Below are 16,256 nucleotides of genomic sequence, written 5' to 3'. Positions count from 1 at the left end.
TGGAAATTATCATGCTGTGGTTCAAAAATTTAATGGTTTACCGTCTTAGCCGCGATGTTTCTTTGCGTGCCGAAGAGATGGAAAAACAGCTGGCATCAATGACGTTCACCCCTTGCGGTAGCCAGGATATGGCAAAAATGGGCTGGGTTCCGCCGATGGGATCGCACAGCGATGCATTAACGCATACCGCCAATGGCCAAATTATTATCTGCGCCCGCAAAGAAGAAAAAATTCTGCCGTCGCCGGTTATCAAACAGGCGCTGGAAGCCAAAATATTCAAACTGGAAGCTGAGCAAGGTCGCAAACTCAAGAAGACCGAAAAAGACTCACTGAAAGATGAAGTTCTGCACTCATTGCTGCCGCGCGCCTTTAGCCGCTTCAGCCAGACAATGATGTGGATCGACACCGTCAACGATCTGATCATGGTCGACTGTGCAAGCGCGAAAAAAGCGGAAGATACGCTGGCGCTGCTGCGTAAAAGCCTCGGCTCGCTGCCGGTCGTTCCGCTGACGATGGAAAACCCTATTGAGCTGACGCTGACCGAATGGGTTCGCTCCGGCACAACAGCACAAGGATTCCAGTTACTGGATGAAGCTGAACTGAAAGCGATCCTTGAAGACGGCGGTGTGATCCGCGCGAAAAAGCAGGATCTGGTCTGCGACGAAATCGCCGTGCATATCGAGGCGGGCAAACTGGTCACCAAGTTGGCCCTCGACTGGCAGCAGCGTATTCAGTTCGTTATGTGTGACGACGGCTCCATTAAACGTCTGAAGTTCAGCGACGAGCTGCGCGATCAGAACGAAGATATCGACCGTGAAGATTATGCTCAGCGTTTTGATGCCGATTTCATCCTGATGACAGGTGAACTGGCGGCGCTGATTAAAAGTCTGGTGGAGGGATTAGGCGGCGAAGCGCAACGTTAGCCCTGTTTAGCGAATGGCGACACAATATCGCCATTCGTCATTTTTACGCTTACAAATAGCGGCAAAGATAGGATGTTGGCTCTGCTACCTGCAGATGAAACTCACTGTTGCCCGGTACGTTAAACACGTCTCCTGCGGCATAGACTTTCCACTCGGTTTCCCCCGGCAGCAGCACGTTCAGTGCGCCACTAACCACCGTCATCTCTTCAGGCGCCGCAGTACCAAAGGTATATTCACCTTCAGCCATCACGCCTACACTGGCGCGGCCAGTACTGCTGCTGGTAAAACCGATCGATTTTACTTTGCCGGAAAAGTATTCATTACTTTGAAGCATACAACTGGCCCTATCTCGTGATTAAGTTAGGAACCAATATAGGGGGCTGACGTTCCACCTGTCACGCAAAATTACGCCAGCAATTCCGAAGCTAGTCGGGCAATCAACACATTGGACAGCAAAACCGGGACATCCAGCGACTTTTGCAGTAAATCACGATGGCGTTGATGAAAACCCAGGCAGTCCAGCATGAGAACATCAGCGCCTTGCTCAAGGAGATATTTTCCGGCATCAATCAGCTGTTGTTCAGAACCTTCTACTGGATTCGCTACGGCATACACTGGCGGCGTTTGTAACACCTGCCACTTTTGTGTCTGGGCTTTGAGCAATTCAGCAACAGGTACTATGACCCCAACCTGATGCCCTTCGACAATCGAAGCCACTAACGGGGGAATAATGCGTATGGGTTCCAACAAGATGCTATTGCGGGCGGTCAGACGGGTGATTGAAGCGGTACTCATCAGCAGGATCACGTCAAAGCCCTGATTATCCAGCACCTCCACGATACTTTGTAGCGAGCGTTCTACCTTCAGGCGCGAGACATGTGCAAGCTGATGGTCGCTAAGCAGCGTTAATAACAGCTCATCACCGGGTGAAGCTCCGTACTCAGCCATCACATCTTCTCGCTGCATCTGCCCCAGCAGACTGTGGTGAGTAATGTGCTGTTCATCAATATATTCCGTCAGGAGCGGTAACACCTCACACATCGGCACAACGCCAATCGTGAGGATAGCCAACGACGTACTCATTTGTTGCTCCACCGTTTTCTTACTTTGCTGTGAAATCCCGGACACGTGCCGGACGCTAACCTGTGCTACAAATGCTCAAAAGCGTAGCAGTAGATCGGCGGTGTATTGTGTAAAGATTCCAGATCATTCCAGTACTGGATTGTTATTGTTTAATTTTCAATTTTTACTGTATACAGCGAAATTTAAAAAAATGTGATGCACGCCCGGACTGGCACTTTTAAGACTCGTGCCAGGGCGGTCTTCATATCAGGTTTTATCGGGGTCTTCGTAGCGTTTTTTAGCATCCATCGCTTCCTGAGCCGAAGGATGCTCACTGATCAACGAATTCGGTTTAGGGTGATCGGCACGAAGTTGATACCAGGTTACCGTCTGGCCTGGCGTCCCTTTTTCAACCGTAACAATGGTCGCTTGACGTGGGTAAGGTGGTTGTGTCGGCATAGTTCTTCCTTTTCACTGGATGAACATTAAGTATAGACACCGCCCTGCAACCGTGGCGCTGCCTGCGCCAGTATCCCAAGAATGTCTTCCACCACCTGCGCAGGCGCATTGGTGGCATCAACGATATAGTGCGCGGCTTCGCGATACAAAACATCTCGCTGGGCGAGCACTTCCTGCACTTCTTCAGTCAACGGCTTGCCGGTTAAGGTCGGTCGTAATCCTTCTTCAGGCGTCGCCTCCAGACGATCAACCAGTACCGATACCGGTGCGCTTAAATAGATAACCACGCCGTGGCTGCGCATGTAGTGACGGTTAAATTCGGTAAGAATAATACCGCCGCCGGTCGCAACAACCGTTGCTGGTGCTGTGACAGCCTGCAGAGCGGTCGTTTCCTGGGCACGAAACCCTTCCCACCCTTCTCTTTCGACGATTTCCGCCACGGTCATTTGCACGTGCGATTGCAACCAGCGATCGGTATCAACGAACTGGAAATCAATAGCCTTTGCCAGCGCCATACCGGTTGTCGTCTTACCACACCCCCGGGGGCCAACAAGAAAAAGAGGTTGCGTCATCACAGAATTTCCCCAGAGAACCGCCAACAAGCGGGGTCTGATGCGGTTAAAAATATAATCATATCATCAAACTAGTACACCGCCAAAACCGTAAAGAAAAAATTACATAAAGAATGGCGAGATGAGTTAACCCCTACTATAACAAGAATTCACAACGAATAAAGTGTAAATAATAAATTACACACACTATTTTCTACGCTGAACTTCCAGCCACCACTTATCCAGTTCAGCTGCAAAATGCTGTCTGTCGCGGGACGAAAGGCTGTCCGGCCCCCCGGTCTGAATACCGCTAGCGCGTAGCGTATCCATAAAATCACGCATCATCAGACGCTCGCGGATCGTGGCTTCGGTATAACGTTCGCCACGCGGGTTAAGCGCCGCCGCACCTTTTTCAATCACTTCAGCCGCCAGCGGAATATCTGCCGTTATCACTAAATCACCAGCACTGCACTGACGCACAATCTCGTTATCAGCCACGTCAAAGCCCGCAGGCACACGTAATGTGCTGATGAAACGCGAAGGCGGGACGCGCAGGCTTTGGTTGGCCACCAAAACAAGCGGCATTTGCATGCGCTCAGAAGCGCGGTACAAAATGTCTTTAATCACATTCGGACACGCATCAGCATCCACCCATATTGTCATAACTTCTCCCCACTGTTGTGCTGCCGCACATTGTCGCGTGCTTTTACTTTCAGGCAAAGTGCTGTTTCTCCTTCTGAACATATTCATTCCGCGCTAAGCTTAGCTTTCCCAGGTTTACCCCAAATAATTCAAGTTACTTGAAGTAATTAGGGTATAAAACAATGAATATCATCCATAGGGAGTGACAAGATGGACAAGAAAATTGGTTTTATCGGCTGCGGTAATATGGGCAAAGCCATTCTTGGCGGCATGATCGCCAGCGGTCAGGTTCTCCCCGGACAAATCTGGGTCTATACCCCTTCCCCCGATAAGGTCGCCGCGCTACACGACCAGTACGGCATTAATGCGGCGCAGTCTGCACAAGAAGTCGCGCAGATCGCTGATATTGTTTTTGGGGCTGTAAAGCCAGGCATTATGATTAAGGTGCTGAGCGAAATTACCTCCAGTCTGAACAAAGACTCCCTGGTCGTCTCAATTGCCGCAGGCGTCACCCTCGATCAGCTTGCCCGCGCGCTGGGTCACGACCGTAAAATCATTCGCGCGATGCCAAACACGCCGTCGCTGGTGAACGCCGGAATGACCTCCGTCACGCCAAACGCCTTAGTCACGCCGGAAGATACGGCTGACGTGCTGAATATCTTCCGCTGCTTTGGCGAAGCTGAAGTCATTGCGGAGGCAATGATTCATCCGGTCGTTGGTGTCAGCGGTTCAGCACCGGCCTATGTATTTATGTTTATCGAAGCAATGGCAGATGCCGCCGTTCAGGGGGGAATGCCCCGCGCGCAGGCTTATAAATTTGCGGCACAAGCGGTAATGGGTTCGGCGAAGATGGTGCTGGAAACGGGTAAACATCCTGGCGAATTAAAGGATATGGTGTGCTCGCCAGGTGGAACCACCATTGAGGCGGTACGCGTCCTGGAAGAACGCGGATTCCGTTCATCAGTAATTGAAGCGATGATTAAGTGCATGGAGCAATCGGAAAAACTCAGCCGCTCCTGAGTTAACACCGCCGGACGTCATGCCGCAGCTTCAGTGCGGTTACGTCCGGAATTCTTTGCTTTATAGAGCGCCATATCTGCTGATTTTAACCATTCTCTATAGTGTTCAGTTTCAGATGTCAGCGGCGCAACGCCCACGCTAATGCGCAGGTCAACCTGCGGCGCGCAAGATAAACGCAGTTGGGTAAGCCGTTCGTGAACACGAGACATCGCTGCAATCGCGCTGCTCGCCGACGTGCCACACATGATTACCGCAAACTCATCACCGCCAAAACGCCCAATCACATCGCTACCGCGTAAGGTCATCTGTAACTGGCGGGTCAGTGCAACAATGGCCTGATCCCCTACGTCATGGCCCCAGGTATCATTGATACTCTTAAAATGGTCGATATCGATGATAAGGAGCGTGGCATCACGCTGATGGCGACGACAATTATCAAACTCATTACGCAGCAACAGTTCCCAATGACGTCGGTTATACACCCCGGTCATCCCATCTCGCGTACTCATAACCTGTAAGCGACGTTTATGTTCTGCCAGCCGGATGAGCGTCTTATAACTCACCCAGGCAAACAGCAACGGGTAAACCACTAACACTGGCAGTGACAGCAGCACGCTCAGCTGCGTACTGCTAAAAGCCATGGGGATATCCGTTAACTGTAACGTCACCAGGCAGGAAACCACCATCAACACGGCGCCTGCGATGAAGACTCGCATACCTCCTGCGCCCATCAGGTTGATACAGATAATCATCAACAGCGCCGTGGATGGCAGCAAGTTTATCCCCATAATCCCCATCCACATCCCGGCGAGGATGGCATCGGCTTTTAAGTTGGTATATTCGCTATGCAGTGGATCGACAGCTTTACTTGCCAATTGCCATGCCAGATGTGGCCAGACAAATGCCCATCCCACCAGCAAAAGCCACCAGCCTCCGGTTATTGGCTGAGAAACTAATACCGACGCGATAGGGAAAAACATTCCCCCCAATCCCACTGCTCGCGGCAGCCTGATTCGTCGGGCAAATCGCAGACCGGAACGTTGGTGGTCATTTTGATGAAGCAATATAAATGCTTCATTTGAGACGACCTTCTTTTGATAAAAATTTTCATCATTCATCGTATTTGGGAATATTCTGAAACAAATTTCCCAAATTATAGGAAGGGGTCTGGCGGCGGAAGTATGATATTTCGGGTGAGCGATTTTATCTGCTCACCCGGAAGTGCTAAGCAGATTTTTTCAGGCAAGCACTCATAAACTTATTACGATCATCGCCTTTCAGAGACTGCTCCGTCGCCTTGACGTTGCATTCACGCATTTTCTGCTGCTGCGGCGTCAGACTCTTTTCCTCAGGCCCAGATTTACTGTTTTTCAGGCAATCACTCATATACGTCTTACGCGCATCCCCTTTTAAGGTTTGCGCCGTTGCCTGCTGATTGCAGGTGGTCATACGTTGTTGTTGCGGGGTTAATGTCTTCTCGGCAGCACCGACGGTAGTTAAAAAAATAAGACCAAAAAGCAACGTCATTAATAATGTAATTTTCATAGCACCATCCTTTTCTGAACGACGACACACAGGTAAGTTTGGCTGCTAACGATAAAAAAACCACCCGACGGCAAAAGTATTGCCGCCGGGCGTCGGGTTATTTCAGTCCTAACGCCGCTTTCATGGTGTAGAACAGGTCGGTTTGATCGGTCAGGCCAACCACATTCGCCGCATGAGGGCCATAGGCTGCAATACGCAGTTGGCTGCCGGTGTGCTCCTGGGACTCTTCTTCAGAGTTGCCATAGCTAATGACCATCACCGCACCATCTTTGGTGTTCAGCGCTTGCGTTAAACCGGGTGCTTTAGTATCCGGTGCGACTATCTGGCTGGCATGCGCGTGGTCAGCGGTTACCACGACCAGGGTGTTGCCATCTTTCTTCGCAAAAGCAAGCGCACGCTGCACCGCTTCATCCAGATCGACAGTTTCACCAATTTGTCCACACGGGTTAGCGGCGTGATCTTGTTTGTCGATTGACGCGCCTTCCACTTGCAGGAAGAAGCCTTTCTCATTTTTGCTTAACAGCTCAATCGCTTTATCCGTCATCTGTGCCAGAGTCGGCACGCTGTCGTTACGTTTTGGATTTGGCGTGCAGGTCACTACCGGCTTATCCAGATTTCCGTGATAAGACGCTTTCGGGCCTTCCCAACGCACTGGCATATTACCGTCAGAGAACAGACCCAACAGCGGTTTATCCTGATTCGCTTCGGTAATCGCCGCCAGCGTCGCGGTATCACTCACCATCTGGTAACCACGGGCCTGTGCTTGTTCACGCAGCGTTTTACCCTGCCACTCACCTGCCGTAGCGGTTTCAGTAAAAGTCTTTGCCCCGCCACCTAACGTAACATCCGCACGGGCATTCAATAATTGTTCGGTAATCGACCCTTTACCGCCTTTTTCCAGCGCGTTCGTCGGGCATTTTTCAGCCGTCACGCTCGGGCCATAGCATTTACGCGAAGTGACATGGGCAACCAGTGCGGCAGGCGTGGCATCCTGCAATTCAGCCGTGGAAACGTTGCCTGTCGCCAGACCCGCCGCTTTGGCCATTTCCAGAATAGTAGCGTGATCTTTCTCATGAATATCAACGCCCAGAGCACCATTGTAAGTTTTAACACCGGTCGTCCACGCCGTCGCCGATGCTGCAGAATCTGTCACATAATCGGGCTTGCCGGTTTTCTTATCCAACGCATAATGTGTGTATTGTCCGGTCAACGGTAAAGCATCAATACCTTTAAAAAAGCCGCCCGCGCCTTCAGCATAATTTCGCGCTGCCGTTATTTCGGAATCACCCATCCCATCGCCAATCAGTAAAATAATATTTTTGGCCGGTTTGTCGTTCAGGGATTCGCGCAGAGCCGCGGTTTGGTCGGCAGACAATCGGCGAGCGCCACCCGGCGTGGAGATATCACCTTGAGCGGCACGATTATCCAAAACCGCTACAGTAGATGTTTCTGCATTAATAACCGGGGTAAACAGCAAAGGTAACAGGGCAATAGCGAGTGCGCTTTGTTTCACTTTATATTCTCCATGTATAAATACGGTAAAATTAAAACAAAGCGACTATAAGTATTTGATGTGACACTTTTATGATAATTTGTGGGTGCCCCGCCACAGATGGTTCAAAACGCTTTTGGTACGATCTCGCAAGCGTTATGTATGTTCGTGAGAAACGCGGGCATGCGGTTTACATCAGCCAGCGCCCCCTCAATTTGACGAATAAATATTTGCCGATCGTTCCACGCCATATTGCGCAGCATTTCGATGATTACCCGCTCTAACGTTTCGACCTGTACCGCCAGATCTTGCGACTCTTCTTCTTTTTGCGCGAGTTTAAGTAACAACTCAGTGACGAGGTTTTTCATTTGCCTATTCCCTTAACAAAATATGGGTCACGTTATCATTAAGGCTCACGACTGCCTAGAGGATGAAAGTTGTATTTTTATAAGTAATAAAACGATTTGCGAAAACAATCACAACACAAAATAAGGGTAAATGCGTCTTGACGCAGAATGATTCAATATAAAAAGGTAAGAAAATTAATAATCACACAAATATATAATACACAATTATGGATTAACAACGCTGACAGGCAGCGTTGTTAATCAGGAGCTCAACGCCCCCCGCGCCGACGTCGCAACGCAATAGCCAATTGCCAGATATTGATAAGCACAATGCTTGCTGTAGCAATGAACACCCAACGGAACCCCGCCATTGCCGAAACCGTCGCCCCCATTAATGGCCCGGCGACGTTGCCGAGATACATAAATGACTGGTTATAACCAAAGATGCGCCCGGTTATCTGATCGCTGGAGTATTTCACTAACAGCGTCTGCACCGCCGGCAACATCGCACCGTCGGCAAAGCCAAGCAGAAAACGGAGAACTCCCAACTGCAACGGCGTGGTGACCCACGACATAGCGAAAAACAGCACCACCGCGAAGATTAACGTCGCCATTAAAATCCGCTCAGTACCAATACGGTCGCCTAATTTACCAAGTCGAGGCGCGGAAATCAGAGCAGAAATGCCCGGTACTGAGGCTATCAGCCCGCTGAGAAAGGCAATATTCGAACTATCTGGGACCATTGATTTAATAAACAGCGCCAGAATTGGCCCAATTGAACCGTTACAAAGTTGAATCACCATGGTGGTAAAAAACAGGCTGATCACCAGCGCCGGATGTGAAAGCGAGGCAAATACGGCCTTCCCACTCAGACGTTCGCTTTTTTTAATCGTCGGACGAACGCCCTCTTTGATCAAGAACAGTGTGACCAGAAAACTCACCACCAGCAAAGCGGCGGTAATACAGAATACCGCCCGTAAGCCAACGTGATCGGCAATAAAGCCCCCCATTAACGGTCCACCAATGACACCGCTAATTTGCGCCGTCGACAGCGTACTCAGCGCCCAGCCGCTGCGTTCACGCGGAACCTGTGACGCGACCAGCGCCATCGCATTAGGAATATAACCGGAGGTTAACCCCATCACCCCGCGCAGCAGAAAAAGCTGCCAGACGTTAGTAGCAAATGCCTGTAGCAAAATCGCAATGGCCATACCCAGTGAGGCCCGCAGCAGCATTAGCTTGCGTCCTTTGCGGTCGGCTAAACTGCCCCACATTGGAGAGACAATAGCTGAAATCAGGAAGGTGACGCTGAACGTTAATCCGGACCACATTGAGAGCGCTTCATGCGAGGTCACGCCCAGTTGGGAGATATAGAGTGGTAAAAAAGGCAAGATTTGGCTAATCGCCAGTCCGGTAAAAAAGCACCCGAACCAAACGGAAATAAGGTTAACTCTCCAGGATTCCATAAGGACTCATAACGATAAGTAGCTGAAAACTGCGAGCAGCTTAACAAATTACTTAGCTGAATAAGGGTCCACAGGTGCGATAAATCACAGTTTAGTATTTTATCTTCCCGCTCATCATATTTGTGATACAGCTCACATCAAACCCATAATATAAGCAGGGGATTATGCTTCGCGTGCGGGCCTCTTGTTTGTTCTGTTCTATTCCCCTGTCGTCAGCCAAAACAATCTGCCAGAAGCCGAGGAAACCTGCGTTTTGTCGTGGTAATGTATGTGCTTTGCATTCATGGAATGGGTTTTTAAGATGGCAAAGTTGCGGGTAGGAATCGTATTTGGTGGTAAATCAGCGGAACATGAAGTGTCATTGCAATCGGCAAAAAATATTGTCGATGCCATCGACAAGACTCGCTTTGACGTTGTGCTGTTAGGTATTGATAAACAAGGGCAATGGCACGTCAGCGATGCCAGTAATTATCTGCTCAATTCAGACGACCCGGCGCATATTGCATTGCGACCTTCTGAGACCAGCCTGGCGCAGGTACCGGGTAAACAAGCGCACCAGTTGATCGATGCACAAAACGGTCAACCGCTGCCGACGGTCGATGTTATTTTCCCGATCGTACATGGCACTCTGGGTGAAGATGGCTCTCTGCAGGGCATGCTGCGCGTGGCAAACCTACCGTTCGTAGGTTCTGATGTGCTGGGTTCTGCGGCCTGTATGGATAAAGACGTGACCAAACGTCTGCTGCGTGATGCCGGATTAAACATCGCGCCATTTATCACGCTCACTCGCGCCAATCGCAACAGCATCAGCTTTAGCGAAGTGGAATCCCGCCTGGGTCTGCCGTTGTTTGTAAAACCGGCCAACCAGGGATCGTCCGTTGGCGTCAGCAAAGTAACCAGCGAAGCCCAATACGATCAGGCCGTCGCGCTGGCATTTGAATTCGATCATAAAGTCGTGGTGGAGCAAGGGATCAAAGGCCGCGAGATCGAATGTGCGGTACTGGGCAACGATCATCCGCAGGCCAGTACTTGTGGAGAGATTGTGCTGAACAGCGATTTTTACGCTTACGACACTAAATACATTGACGATAACGGTGCCACAGTTGTCGTTCCGGCAGCAATTGCACCAGAGATTAACGATAAGATCCGCGAAATCGCCATTCAGGCCTACCAGACACTGGGCTGTGCCGGCATGGCGCGCGTGGACGTTTTCTTAACTGCTGAAAACAACGTTGTGATCAATGAGATCAACACGCTGCCAGGCTTTACCAACATCAGTATGTATCCGAAGCTGTGGCAGGCGAGCGGTTTAGGCTATACCGATTTGATCACTCGCCTGATCGAACTGGCGCTGGAACGCCATGCTGCGGATAGCGCGCTGAAAACCAGTATGTAAACCCGCCAGGATGCCTGATATAGCTATTGGGCATCCTTTACTTCATCATCTTCAACGCGGCGACGGATGATTAATCCGGCCAGCCAAAAGCTAATCACCCAGGTCACCAGCCCTACCGCATAGGTTTGCCACCCCTGCGCTTCAAAACCGAGTAAGCCCACCACGCCGTTGAGAATAAAGATAAGCCCAATAGCGAAGGCATAATAGTGCCAGTCTCGGCGGATTTTAACAGGCAGGTTCATAACGGCTCCGGTGGATATACAACATGAAAACGCATCCTCGCACATTTCCTCATACACGTCTGTGGCCTGTGCGGAATTTCTGAAATGTAAATTAATTTCACTTAAGGTTGCGTAATTGTGACGTTAAGCAAAAAACCGAAATCCAGGAATAATCTCTACCTGAAATTACCATCATTCTGATATTGACATTGCCGATCACCTGTCAGACTCACTTTCAGTTACAGGCATTACGTCAAAAAAAGCAGGTTATTTCCGGAGGTCTTTATGGCTGATTTTACGCTCTCAAAATCCCTGTTTAAGGGCAAGCATCGGGATCCCTCCTCCCTGCCCGGCAACATTGCCTATGCCGTATTTGTGCTGTTTTGCTTCTGGGCAGGCGCGCAGATTTTAAATCTGTTGGCCCACGCTCCCGGCATCTATGAGCAGTTGATGCAGTTGCAAATGCAAGAGACAGGGCGCCCGCGAGTTGAAATCGGCCTGGGCGTCGGAACCCTTTTTGGACTGGTCCCTTTTCTCGCCGGAAGCCTGATTCTTGGCGCCATCGCGGCATTCGCGCGCTGGCGCCGCCGTCATCATAACGATGACTGACCCATACATTTCGCCCGACGATCGTCCACGCGTTTAGCAAACCACGCGGTAGTCAGGTTACGTGTGATCTTCGGGCTTTCCAGTTGAATGCCAGGCAGCATTTCACGGGGAAGCGTTTTCCCCGCCTTCGCTTCCGCCAGCTTATAGACTTTCTCGTACAGCGCGGTCTCTTCAAAGGCCAGGCTGTCGCCTTTTTGCAGCTGACGGCGGATCTCACTCTCGCTCATGTCCAGCTTCCCGGCCAGTTTACGTACCGCCAGCTCCGTTTTGCCCGGCTCGCTGCTGCCATAGAGAATTAAATCACCGTCCATCGCCAGCTTCACGCCGCTGGCTTTACTGACCGCATTCTGGAAAGCTGCATTGCGGCTGGCATACCACCCGGCATTGAAATCGGCGAAGCGGAAAATTGGCGCACTGTAATTCGCCGGGTAGTTAAGCAGATGATACGTACCGAACCACAGCCCACCGCGGCGGCTAAATACTTCCTGGCGCACGGTTCCCGCTATTTTCCACGGGTAGCCGCTGGCATGCTGCTCAGCAAAGGCGATGCTAACCTGCATCGGCCCACCGGTATGCACCGGATTAAGCGAACCAAATAACGTCTGCCCCATCGGTACCATGTTGATAAAATCATCAAAGATCGCGCTAAGCTGTTTTTCGGTTTTCACCGTATCCAGGCGCTCGCTGTAGCTTTTCCCCGTTGGCGAGTTAATCTTCAGCGCGGTATGCACCACAAATAGCGGGATGTGCATACGCTCGGCACGACGATCGATCTCTTTCCAGGCGATTTTACTTAAGTTCGGCACGGCTGGATCCGCCTGGTAATTTGACTCCTGTTGCGCGACCGCCAGCACCGAACAGATGTTTTCAACCGTCGGCGCCAGCTTCTGGCTTTCAAAAGTCTTTGCCAAATCCTGCGCCCATGCGTCCCGGTCTTTCACGCTGGCGGGCATTTTCTGACGCACCACGCTCGCCACATCGACGGCTTTCTCCCCCTTTTTTAGCGGCTGCGCGGGTTGGCTACTACATCCCACCAGCACCAGTGCTGCCAGACCAGACAAGGGGTAAAGACGGGAAACCGTCGACATAACATCTCCTTATTATTAACTCAGTGTATGGGTAACTTCCTGAATATCCTGACCATCAAGCTCTCGTTCAAAGCTGCGCAGACGCTTATAAATAGACATCAGTTCCACTAACGTTGTCCAGGAGTTAATCAGATACTGGAACGAGCCGCGCACCTGGCCAAACACGTTGGTGATTTGCGTCATCAGGCCGAGCGTAATCGTACCGGCAACAATCGATGGAAACAGCAGGAACAAGCCGAAAACGTTATCAACCTGCAGATAAAGAATTCGGGCGATATTGAAGTACATATAGTGAAAATAGAGACGGAAGTAATTTTGGCGTACCGCATGAAACAGTTCACGCACCGTCGGTGGCGTCGCACGGTTGCCATCATCTTCGCCATAGACCAGTTCTTTACGATAGGCCGCTTCCACGCGCTGGTTTTTAAACTCCAGCCCTGGAAGTTTTATCCCGACCACGGCCAGCAAACCGGTTCCCATCAGCGACCAGACAATCGCGGCAATCACCAGGCCATAAGGCACATGTCCAACAATCGGCAGGTCAGGAACATGGGCAGAGAGCGTAACCAGTACAGGCAGGAAGGCAATCAGCGTCATAATCGCGTTGATAAAGCTGACGCCCATATCTTCCAGCGTAGAAGCAAAACGCATGGTGTCTTCCTGCACACGCTGCGCTGCGCCTTCGATGTGACGCAAATGCTGCCAGTGCGCCATATAGTGTTCGTTCATCGCGGTACGCCAGCGGAACACGTAGTGGCTGACGAAGAAGTTGTTCATCACGCCAATGACCACGGCTATCAGCGCAATGCCGAGAAAAATGCCAACTTCATGATAGAACTGCTCAATCTTCACCTTGTGTGGTGTGCTGAGCGCAGTTTGAATTAGGTCATAAAATGGCGCGTACCAGGCGTTGACAGCGACGCCGACTTCAACCAGAAACCAGGTCACAAAAATAATCAGCGATGTGCCCAGAATAGACCAGTACTGCCAGCGGTGTGGGCTGTAGAGAAACCAGAACAGCGCGAACACTCCGACACAAAGAATGTAGTACGCATAAAAAATCAGATAATCCAACGACCAGAAACGCGCTGCGCTAATAGGTACGTCTCCCGACGCGCCGGTAATATGTGCAACCCAGGCTCCCCCACCTGCTTGCCAGAATACAACAGCGACAAATGCCCAAATAAATGCCGAAATAAAGAACGGCCCCGGCTTTGGGAAAAAAGACTTAAACATAGTGCTCTCCTGCTAACTTCTTATCGTTATGACGACTGCTGTGCATTTGCCACCGTGGAGTGCGGAGGCCAGACGGCTTACGCCCAAAAACACAAGCTGAAACCGACAATTGTGACCAAAACCGAGGCACTTAGTTCGCACCTCGGTTATGAAGAATTGTTTCTGTGGTTTTCACACTCGACAACGTTCCAGTATGTGCAGATTATCACAGCGTGAGATCACAAAAGCGAACATCCGCAATCCAGGAAACTCCTACGTTTACTCATCGTTACGTTTTTCCCACTATCATTGGTTGATAAGCGCTTTGCAATACGCCGATGAGTAGTATAAATACGCATACGCACGACATCCTTTTTCACTTTCTCTAACTCATGGACACCACCGTTGAAACGTAGTCTGCTTTTTTCTGCCGCGCTGTGTGCGGCGTCATTGACATCAGTCCAGGCGGCACAGCCTATAACCGATCCGGTTTTCGCCTCCGATATCGTCGATCGTTATGCCGACCATATATTTTACGGCAGTGGTGCTACGGGGATGGCGCTCGTGGTGATTGATGGTAATCAGCGCGTATTTCGCAGCTTTGGCGAAACGCGTCCCGGTAACAACGTCCATCCACAGCTTGATTCCGTGATTCGAATTGCCTCAATCACTAAATTAATGACCAGCGAAATGCTGGTGAAATTGCTCGATCAGGGCACGGTCAAACTCAACGATCCATTGAGTAAATATGCACCTCCAGGTGCACGCGTGCCGACTTATCAGGGCACGCCGATTACGCTTGTGAATCTGGCGACGCATACCAGCGCGCTGCCGCGCGAGCAGCCTGGCGGCGCGGCAAAGCGCCCGGTGTTTGTCTGGCCAACCCGCGAGCAGCGCTGGAGCTATCTCTCTACTGCCACGTTGAAAGCCGCACCGGGTTCACAGGCATCTTATTCCAACCTGGCGTTTGACCTGCTGGCCGATGCGCTGGGAGCGGCCTCTGGTAAGCCTTATCCGCAGCTGTTTGAAGAAAAAATCACCCGTCCGCTGGGGATGAAAGACACCACCTTTACCCCGTCCCCCGATCAATGCCGACGCCTGATGGTCGCGGAAAAAGGCGCCAGCCCCTGTAACAATACGCTGGCGGCAATGGGCAGCGGCGGTGTCTATTCTACGCCCGGCGATATGATGCGCTGGATGCAGCAGTATCTCTCTTCTGACTTTTATCATCGTAGCCAGCAGGCCGACCGGATGCAGACGCTGATTTATCAGCGTACGCAGTTAACTAAAGTGGTGGGAATGGATGTTCCAGGCAGAGCCGATGCGCTTGGTTTGGGCTGGGTCTACATGGCGCCGAAGAATGGCCGACCGGGAATTATTCAAAAAACCGGCGGCGGTGGAGGTTTCATCACCTATATGGCGATGATCCCACAACAAAACGTCGGTGCGTTTATCGTGGTGACCCGTTCTCCGCTAACCCGTTTTACCAATATGAGTGACGGTATCAACGATCTGGTTGCAGAGTTGAGCGGGAACAAACCGCAGGTTATTCCCGCATCCTGAGTTAATACTCAAAAGGCAAACGGTTTATGCTCACCAGTTTGCCTTTATTCATTTCAATGTAACCACCTTTACGCAAAGCCGCGAGAACCTCAGCGACAACCGAGCGGGAAATTCGCGTGCGTTGGTGAATATAGTTCATGACGCCGATACGCGAACGCAGTACGTCGTCCCATTTCATCATGGATATCAGCGTCGCGCGAATCTGATCGTAGGAGTTATTGCCGATCAACTGCAGATCTCGCAATTCAAGCATGGAATTTTGCCATGCCAACCAACAAAAAGCTTCACGCCAAAGCTGGCACTCTTCAATTATATTAATTGTTTGTGAGGCAGGTAGATGGTATCCCATACAATCGCTTTCCGTGATTAATCTGTATTGTATATCTGTTTTCATTACGCCATCTGAAAGCCCCATAATAAACGGTGCCTGTGCAATACCGACCAGCACATTCTCCCCTCGCCTCAGGGAAATTACACCATTTAAAATGATAAAGGTATCGTCACTGTTTATATCACTGGAATAAATTATTTCTTTATCATTATCACACTCAAAGTGTTTACCATATTTCGACAAACATTTATCAAGCTTACCAAATTCTACAAGCGGTTTATTTGCAGACAACATCTGAGCATTCCTTGCAATAAATGCCCGTCAAA

At 50.6% G+C, this 16,256-nt stretch carries 19 protein-coding genes; 5 read left to right on the top strand and 14 right to left on the bottom strand.

What is annotated here, in order from left to right; genetic code table 11:
- Positions 1–11 precede the first annotated feature (11 nt).
- Positions 12–923 (top strand): recombination-associated protein RdgC, encoded by a 912-nt coding sequence (gene rdgC / locus WN16_RS08995; RefSeq protein ID WP_003021479.1) that lies wholly within the window; start codon positions 12–14, stop codon positions 921–923.
- Positions 924–972: 49 nt separating this feature from the next.
- Here rdgC and ppnP read toward each other — a convergent pair whose 3' ends face one another.
- From ppnP to WN16_RS08970, 5 genes are all read right to left on the bottom strand, one after another.
- On the bottom strand, positions 973–1,257 hold the full coding sequence (gene ppnP / locus WN16_RS08990) for a pyrimidine/purine nucleoside phosphorylase (RefSeq protein WP_003021477.1): 285 nt from the start codon (positions 1,255–1,257) through the stop codon (positions 973–975).
- A gap of 71 nt (positions 1,258–1,328) precedes the next feature.
- On the bottom strand, positions 1,329–2,006 hold the full coding sequence (locus tag WN16_RS08985) for an AroM family protein (protein WP_003021474.1): 678 nt from the start codon (positions 2,004–2,006) through the stop codon (positions 1,329–1,331).
- A 246-nt stretch (positions 2,007–2,252) separates the two neighbouring features.
- Positions 2,253–2,444, bottom strand: a complete 192-nt coding sequence (gene yaiA, locus WN16_RS08980) for a protein YaiA (protein WP_003021472.1) — start codon at positions 2,442–2,444, stop codon at positions 2,253–2,255.
- A gap of 26 nt (positions 2,445–2,470) precedes the next feature.
- Entirely contained in the window at positions 2,471–3,016 is a 546-nt protein-coding gene (gene aroL / locus WN16_RS08975; RefSeq protein WP_003836009.1) for a shikimate kinase AroL, read from the bottom strand.
- Between the two features lie 186 nt (positions 3,017–3,202).
- Positions 3,203–3,658, bottom strand: a complete 456-nt coding sequence (locus tag WN16_RS08970; protein ID WP_003021467.1) for a YaiI/YqxD family protein — start codon at positions 3,656–3,658, stop codon at positions 3,203–3,205.
- 189 nt (positions 3,659–3,847) lie between these two features.
- Here WN16_RS08970 and proC point away from each other — a divergent pair, with 189 nt between their 5' ends.
- Positions 3,848–4,657, top strand: a complete 810-nt coding sequence (proC, locus tag WN16_RS08965) for a pyrroline-5-carboxylate reductase (RefSeq protein WP_003021462.1) — start codon at positions 3,848–3,850, stop codon at positions 4,655–4,657.
- A gap of 17 nt (positions 4,658–4,674) precedes the next feature.
- Here the strand turns inward: proC and adrA are convergent, their stop codons facing one another.
- The 5 genes from adrA to WN16_RS08940 form a co-directional block, all read right to left on the bottom strand.
- Entirely contained in the window at positions 4,675–5,790 is a 1,116-nt protein-coding gene (adrA, locus tag WN16_RS08960; protein WP_085954043.1) for a diguanylate cyclase AdrA, read from the bottom strand.
- Positions 5,791–5,881: 91 nt separating this feature from the next.
- The gene (gene psiF / locus WN16_RS08955) at positions 5,882–6,202 is read right to left on the bottom strand and encodes a phosphate starvation-inducible protein PsiF (protein ID WP_003021454.1); all 321 of its coding nucleotides are present in this window, start codon (positions 6,200–6,202) and stop codon (positions 5,882–5,884) included.
- Positions 6,203–6,299: 97 nt separating this feature from the next.
- Positions 6,300–7,715, bottom strand: a complete 1,416-nt coding sequence (gene phoA, locus WN16_RS08950; protein WP_003021451.1) for an alkaline phosphatase — start codon at positions 7,713–7,715, stop codon at positions 6,300–6,302.
- A gap of 104 nt (positions 7,716–7,819) precedes the next feature.
- A complete protein-coding gene (locus tag WN16_RS08945) occupies positions 7,820–8,062 on the bottom strand; it encodes a sigma-S stabilization anti-adapter protein IraP (protein ID WP_003021448.1) in 243 nt (80 codons plus the stop codon).
- Between the two features lie 248 nt (positions 8,063–8,310).
- On the bottom strand, positions 8,311–9,507 hold the full coding sequence (locus WN16_RS08940) for a multidrug efflux MFS transporter (RefSeq protein WP_003021445.1): 1,197 nt from the start codon (positions 9,505–9,507) through the stop codon (positions 8,311–8,313).
- A 301-nt stretch (positions 9,508–9,808) separates the two neighbouring features.
- Here WN16_RS08940 and ddlA point away from each other — a divergent pair, with 301 nt between their 5' ends.
- Complete coding sequence (gene ddlA / locus WN16_RS08935; protein WP_003021442.1) at positions 9,809–10,903, top strand: D-alanine--D-alanine ligase; 1,095 nt, start codon at positions 9,809–9,811, stop codon at positions 10,901–10,903.
- A 23-nt stretch (positions 10,904–10,926) separates the two neighbouring features.
- Here ddlA and WN16_RS08930 read toward each other — a convergent pair whose 3' ends face one another.
- A complete protein-coding gene (locus tag WN16_RS08930; RefSeq protein WP_003021440.1) occupies positions 10,927–11,145 on the bottom strand; it encodes a DUF2754 domain-containing protein in 219 nt (72 codons plus the stop codon).
- A gap of 264 nt (positions 11,146–11,409) precedes the next feature.
- On the opposite strand from WN16_RS08930, the gene WN16_RS08925 reads away from it, so the two are divergent.
- Entirely contained in the window at positions 11,410–11,733 is a 324-nt protein-coding gene (locus tag WN16_RS08925) for a DUF2755 family protein (protein ID WP_003021437.1), read from the top strand.
- On the opposite strand, the gene WN16_RS08920 is transcribed toward WN16_RS08925, so the two are convergent.
- On the bottom strand, positions 11,718–12,821 hold the full coding sequence (locus tag WN16_RS08920; RefSeq protein WP_088169105.1) for a DUF1615 domain-containing protein: 1,104 nt from the start codon (positions 12,819–12,821) through the stop codon (positions 11,718–11,720). The genes WN16_RS08925 and WN16_RS08920 overlap by 16 nt on opposite strands.
- A 15-nt stretch (positions 12,822–12,836) precedes the next feature.
- Positions 12,837–14,057: a peptide antibiotic transporter SbmA gene (gene sbmA, locus WN16_RS08915; protein WP_044699333.1), complete on the bottom strand. Its 1,221-nt coding sequence runs from the start codon at positions 14,055–14,057 to the stop codon at positions 12,837–12,839.
- 384 nt (positions 14,058–14,441) lie between these two features.
- Between sbmA and ampH the strand changes: the two genes are divergently transcribed.
- The gene (gene ampH, locus WN16_RS08910) at positions 14,442–15,599 is read left to right on the top strand and encodes a D-alanyl-D-alanine-carboxypeptidase/endopeptidase AmpH (protein WP_003021428.1); all 1,158 of its coding nucleotides are present in this window, start codon (positions 14,442–14,444) and stop codon (positions 15,597–15,599) included.
- 1 nt (position 15,600) lies between these two features.
- Here ampH and iprA read toward each other — a convergent pair whose 3' ends face one another.
- Positions 15,601–16,224, bottom strand: coding sequence for a hydrogen peroxide resistance inhibitor IprA (iprA, locus tag WN16_RS08905; protein ID WP_044699331.1), 624 nt, complete (start codon positions 16,222–16,224; stop codon positions 15,601–15,603).
- Positions 16,225–16,256: the final 32 nt, after the last annotated feature.

This window comes from Citrobacter sp. ABFQG (genome assembly GCF_004322975.1).
GTDB classification, from domain to species: Bacteria; Pseudomonadota; Gammaproteobacteria; order Enterobacterales; family Enterobacteriaceae; genus Citrobacter; species Citrobacter freundii.
Note: the sequence above shows the minus strand (reverse complement) of the source record. Positions and strands in the feature narration are given on the sequence as shown.

What these genes read in the sequence shown, in the direction of transcription:
- rdgC (WP_003021479.1), top strand. Translation starts at nt 12, where the DNA reads ATGCTGTGGTTCAAAAATTTAATGGTTTACCGTCTTAGCCGCGATGTT.
- ppnP (WP_003021477.1), bottom strand. Translation starts at nt 1,257, where the DNA reads ATGCTTCAAAGTAATGAATACTTTTCCGGCAAAGTAAAATCGATCGGT.
- WN16_RS08985 (WP_003021474.1), bottom strand. Translation starts at nt 2,006, where the DNA reads ATGAGTACGTCGTTGGCTATCCTCACGATTGGCGTTGTGCCGATGTGT.
- yaiA (WP_003021472.1), bottom strand. Translation starts at nt 2,444, where the DNA reads ATGCCGACACAACCACCTTACCCACGTCAAGCGACCATTGTTACGGTT.
- aroL (WP_003836009.1), bottom strand. Translation starts at nt 3,016, where the DNA reads ATGACGCAACCTCTTTTTCTTGTTGGCCCCCGGGGGTGTGGTAAGACG.
- WN16_RS08970 (WP_003021467.1), bottom strand. Translation starts at nt 3,658, where the DNA reads ATGACAATATGGGTGGATGCTGATGCGTGTCCGAATGTGATTAAAGAC.
- proC (WP_003021462.1), top strand. Translation starts at nt 3,848, where the DNA reads ATGGACAAGAAAATTGGTTTTATCGGCTGCGGTAATATGGGCAAAGCC.
- psiF (WP_003021454.1), bottom strand. Translation starts at nt 6,202, where the DNA reads ATGAAAATTACATTATTAATGACGTTGCTTTTTGGTCTTATTTTTTTA.
- WN16_RS08945 (WP_003021448.1), bottom strand. Translation starts at nt 8,062, where the DNA reads ATGAAAAACCTCGTCACTGAGTTGTTACTTAAACTCGCGCAAAAAGAA.
- WN16_RS08940 (WP_003021445.1), bottom strand. Translation starts at nt 9,507, where the DNA reads ATGGAATCCTGGAGAGTTAACCTTATTTCCGTTTGGTTCGGGTGCTTT.
- ddlA (WP_003021442.1), top strand. Translation starts at nt 9,809, where the DNA reads ATGGCAAAGTTGCGGGTAGGAATCGTATTTGGTGGTAAATCAGCGGAA.
- WN16_RS08930 (WP_003021440.1), bottom strand. Translation starts at nt 11,145, where the DNA reads ATGAACCTGCCTGTTAAAATCCGCCGAGACTGGCACTATTATGCCTTC.
- WN16_RS08925 (WP_003021437.1), top strand. Translation starts at nt 11,410, where the DNA reads ATGGCTGATTTTACGCTCTCAAAATCCCTGTTTAAGGGCAAGCATCGG.
- WN16_RS08920 (WP_088169105.1), bottom strand. Translation starts at nt 12,821, where the DNA reads ATGTCGACGGTTTCCCGTCTTTACCCCTTGTCTGGTCTGGCAGCACTG.
- sbmA (WP_044699333.1), bottom strand. Translation starts at nt 14,057, where the DNA reads ATGTTTAAGTCTTTTTTCCCAAAGCCGGGGCCGTTCTTTATTTCGGCA.
- iprA (WP_044699331.1), bottom strand. Translation starts at nt 16,224, where the DNA reads ATGTTGTCTGCAAATAAACCGCTTGTAGAATTTGGTAAGCTTGATAAA.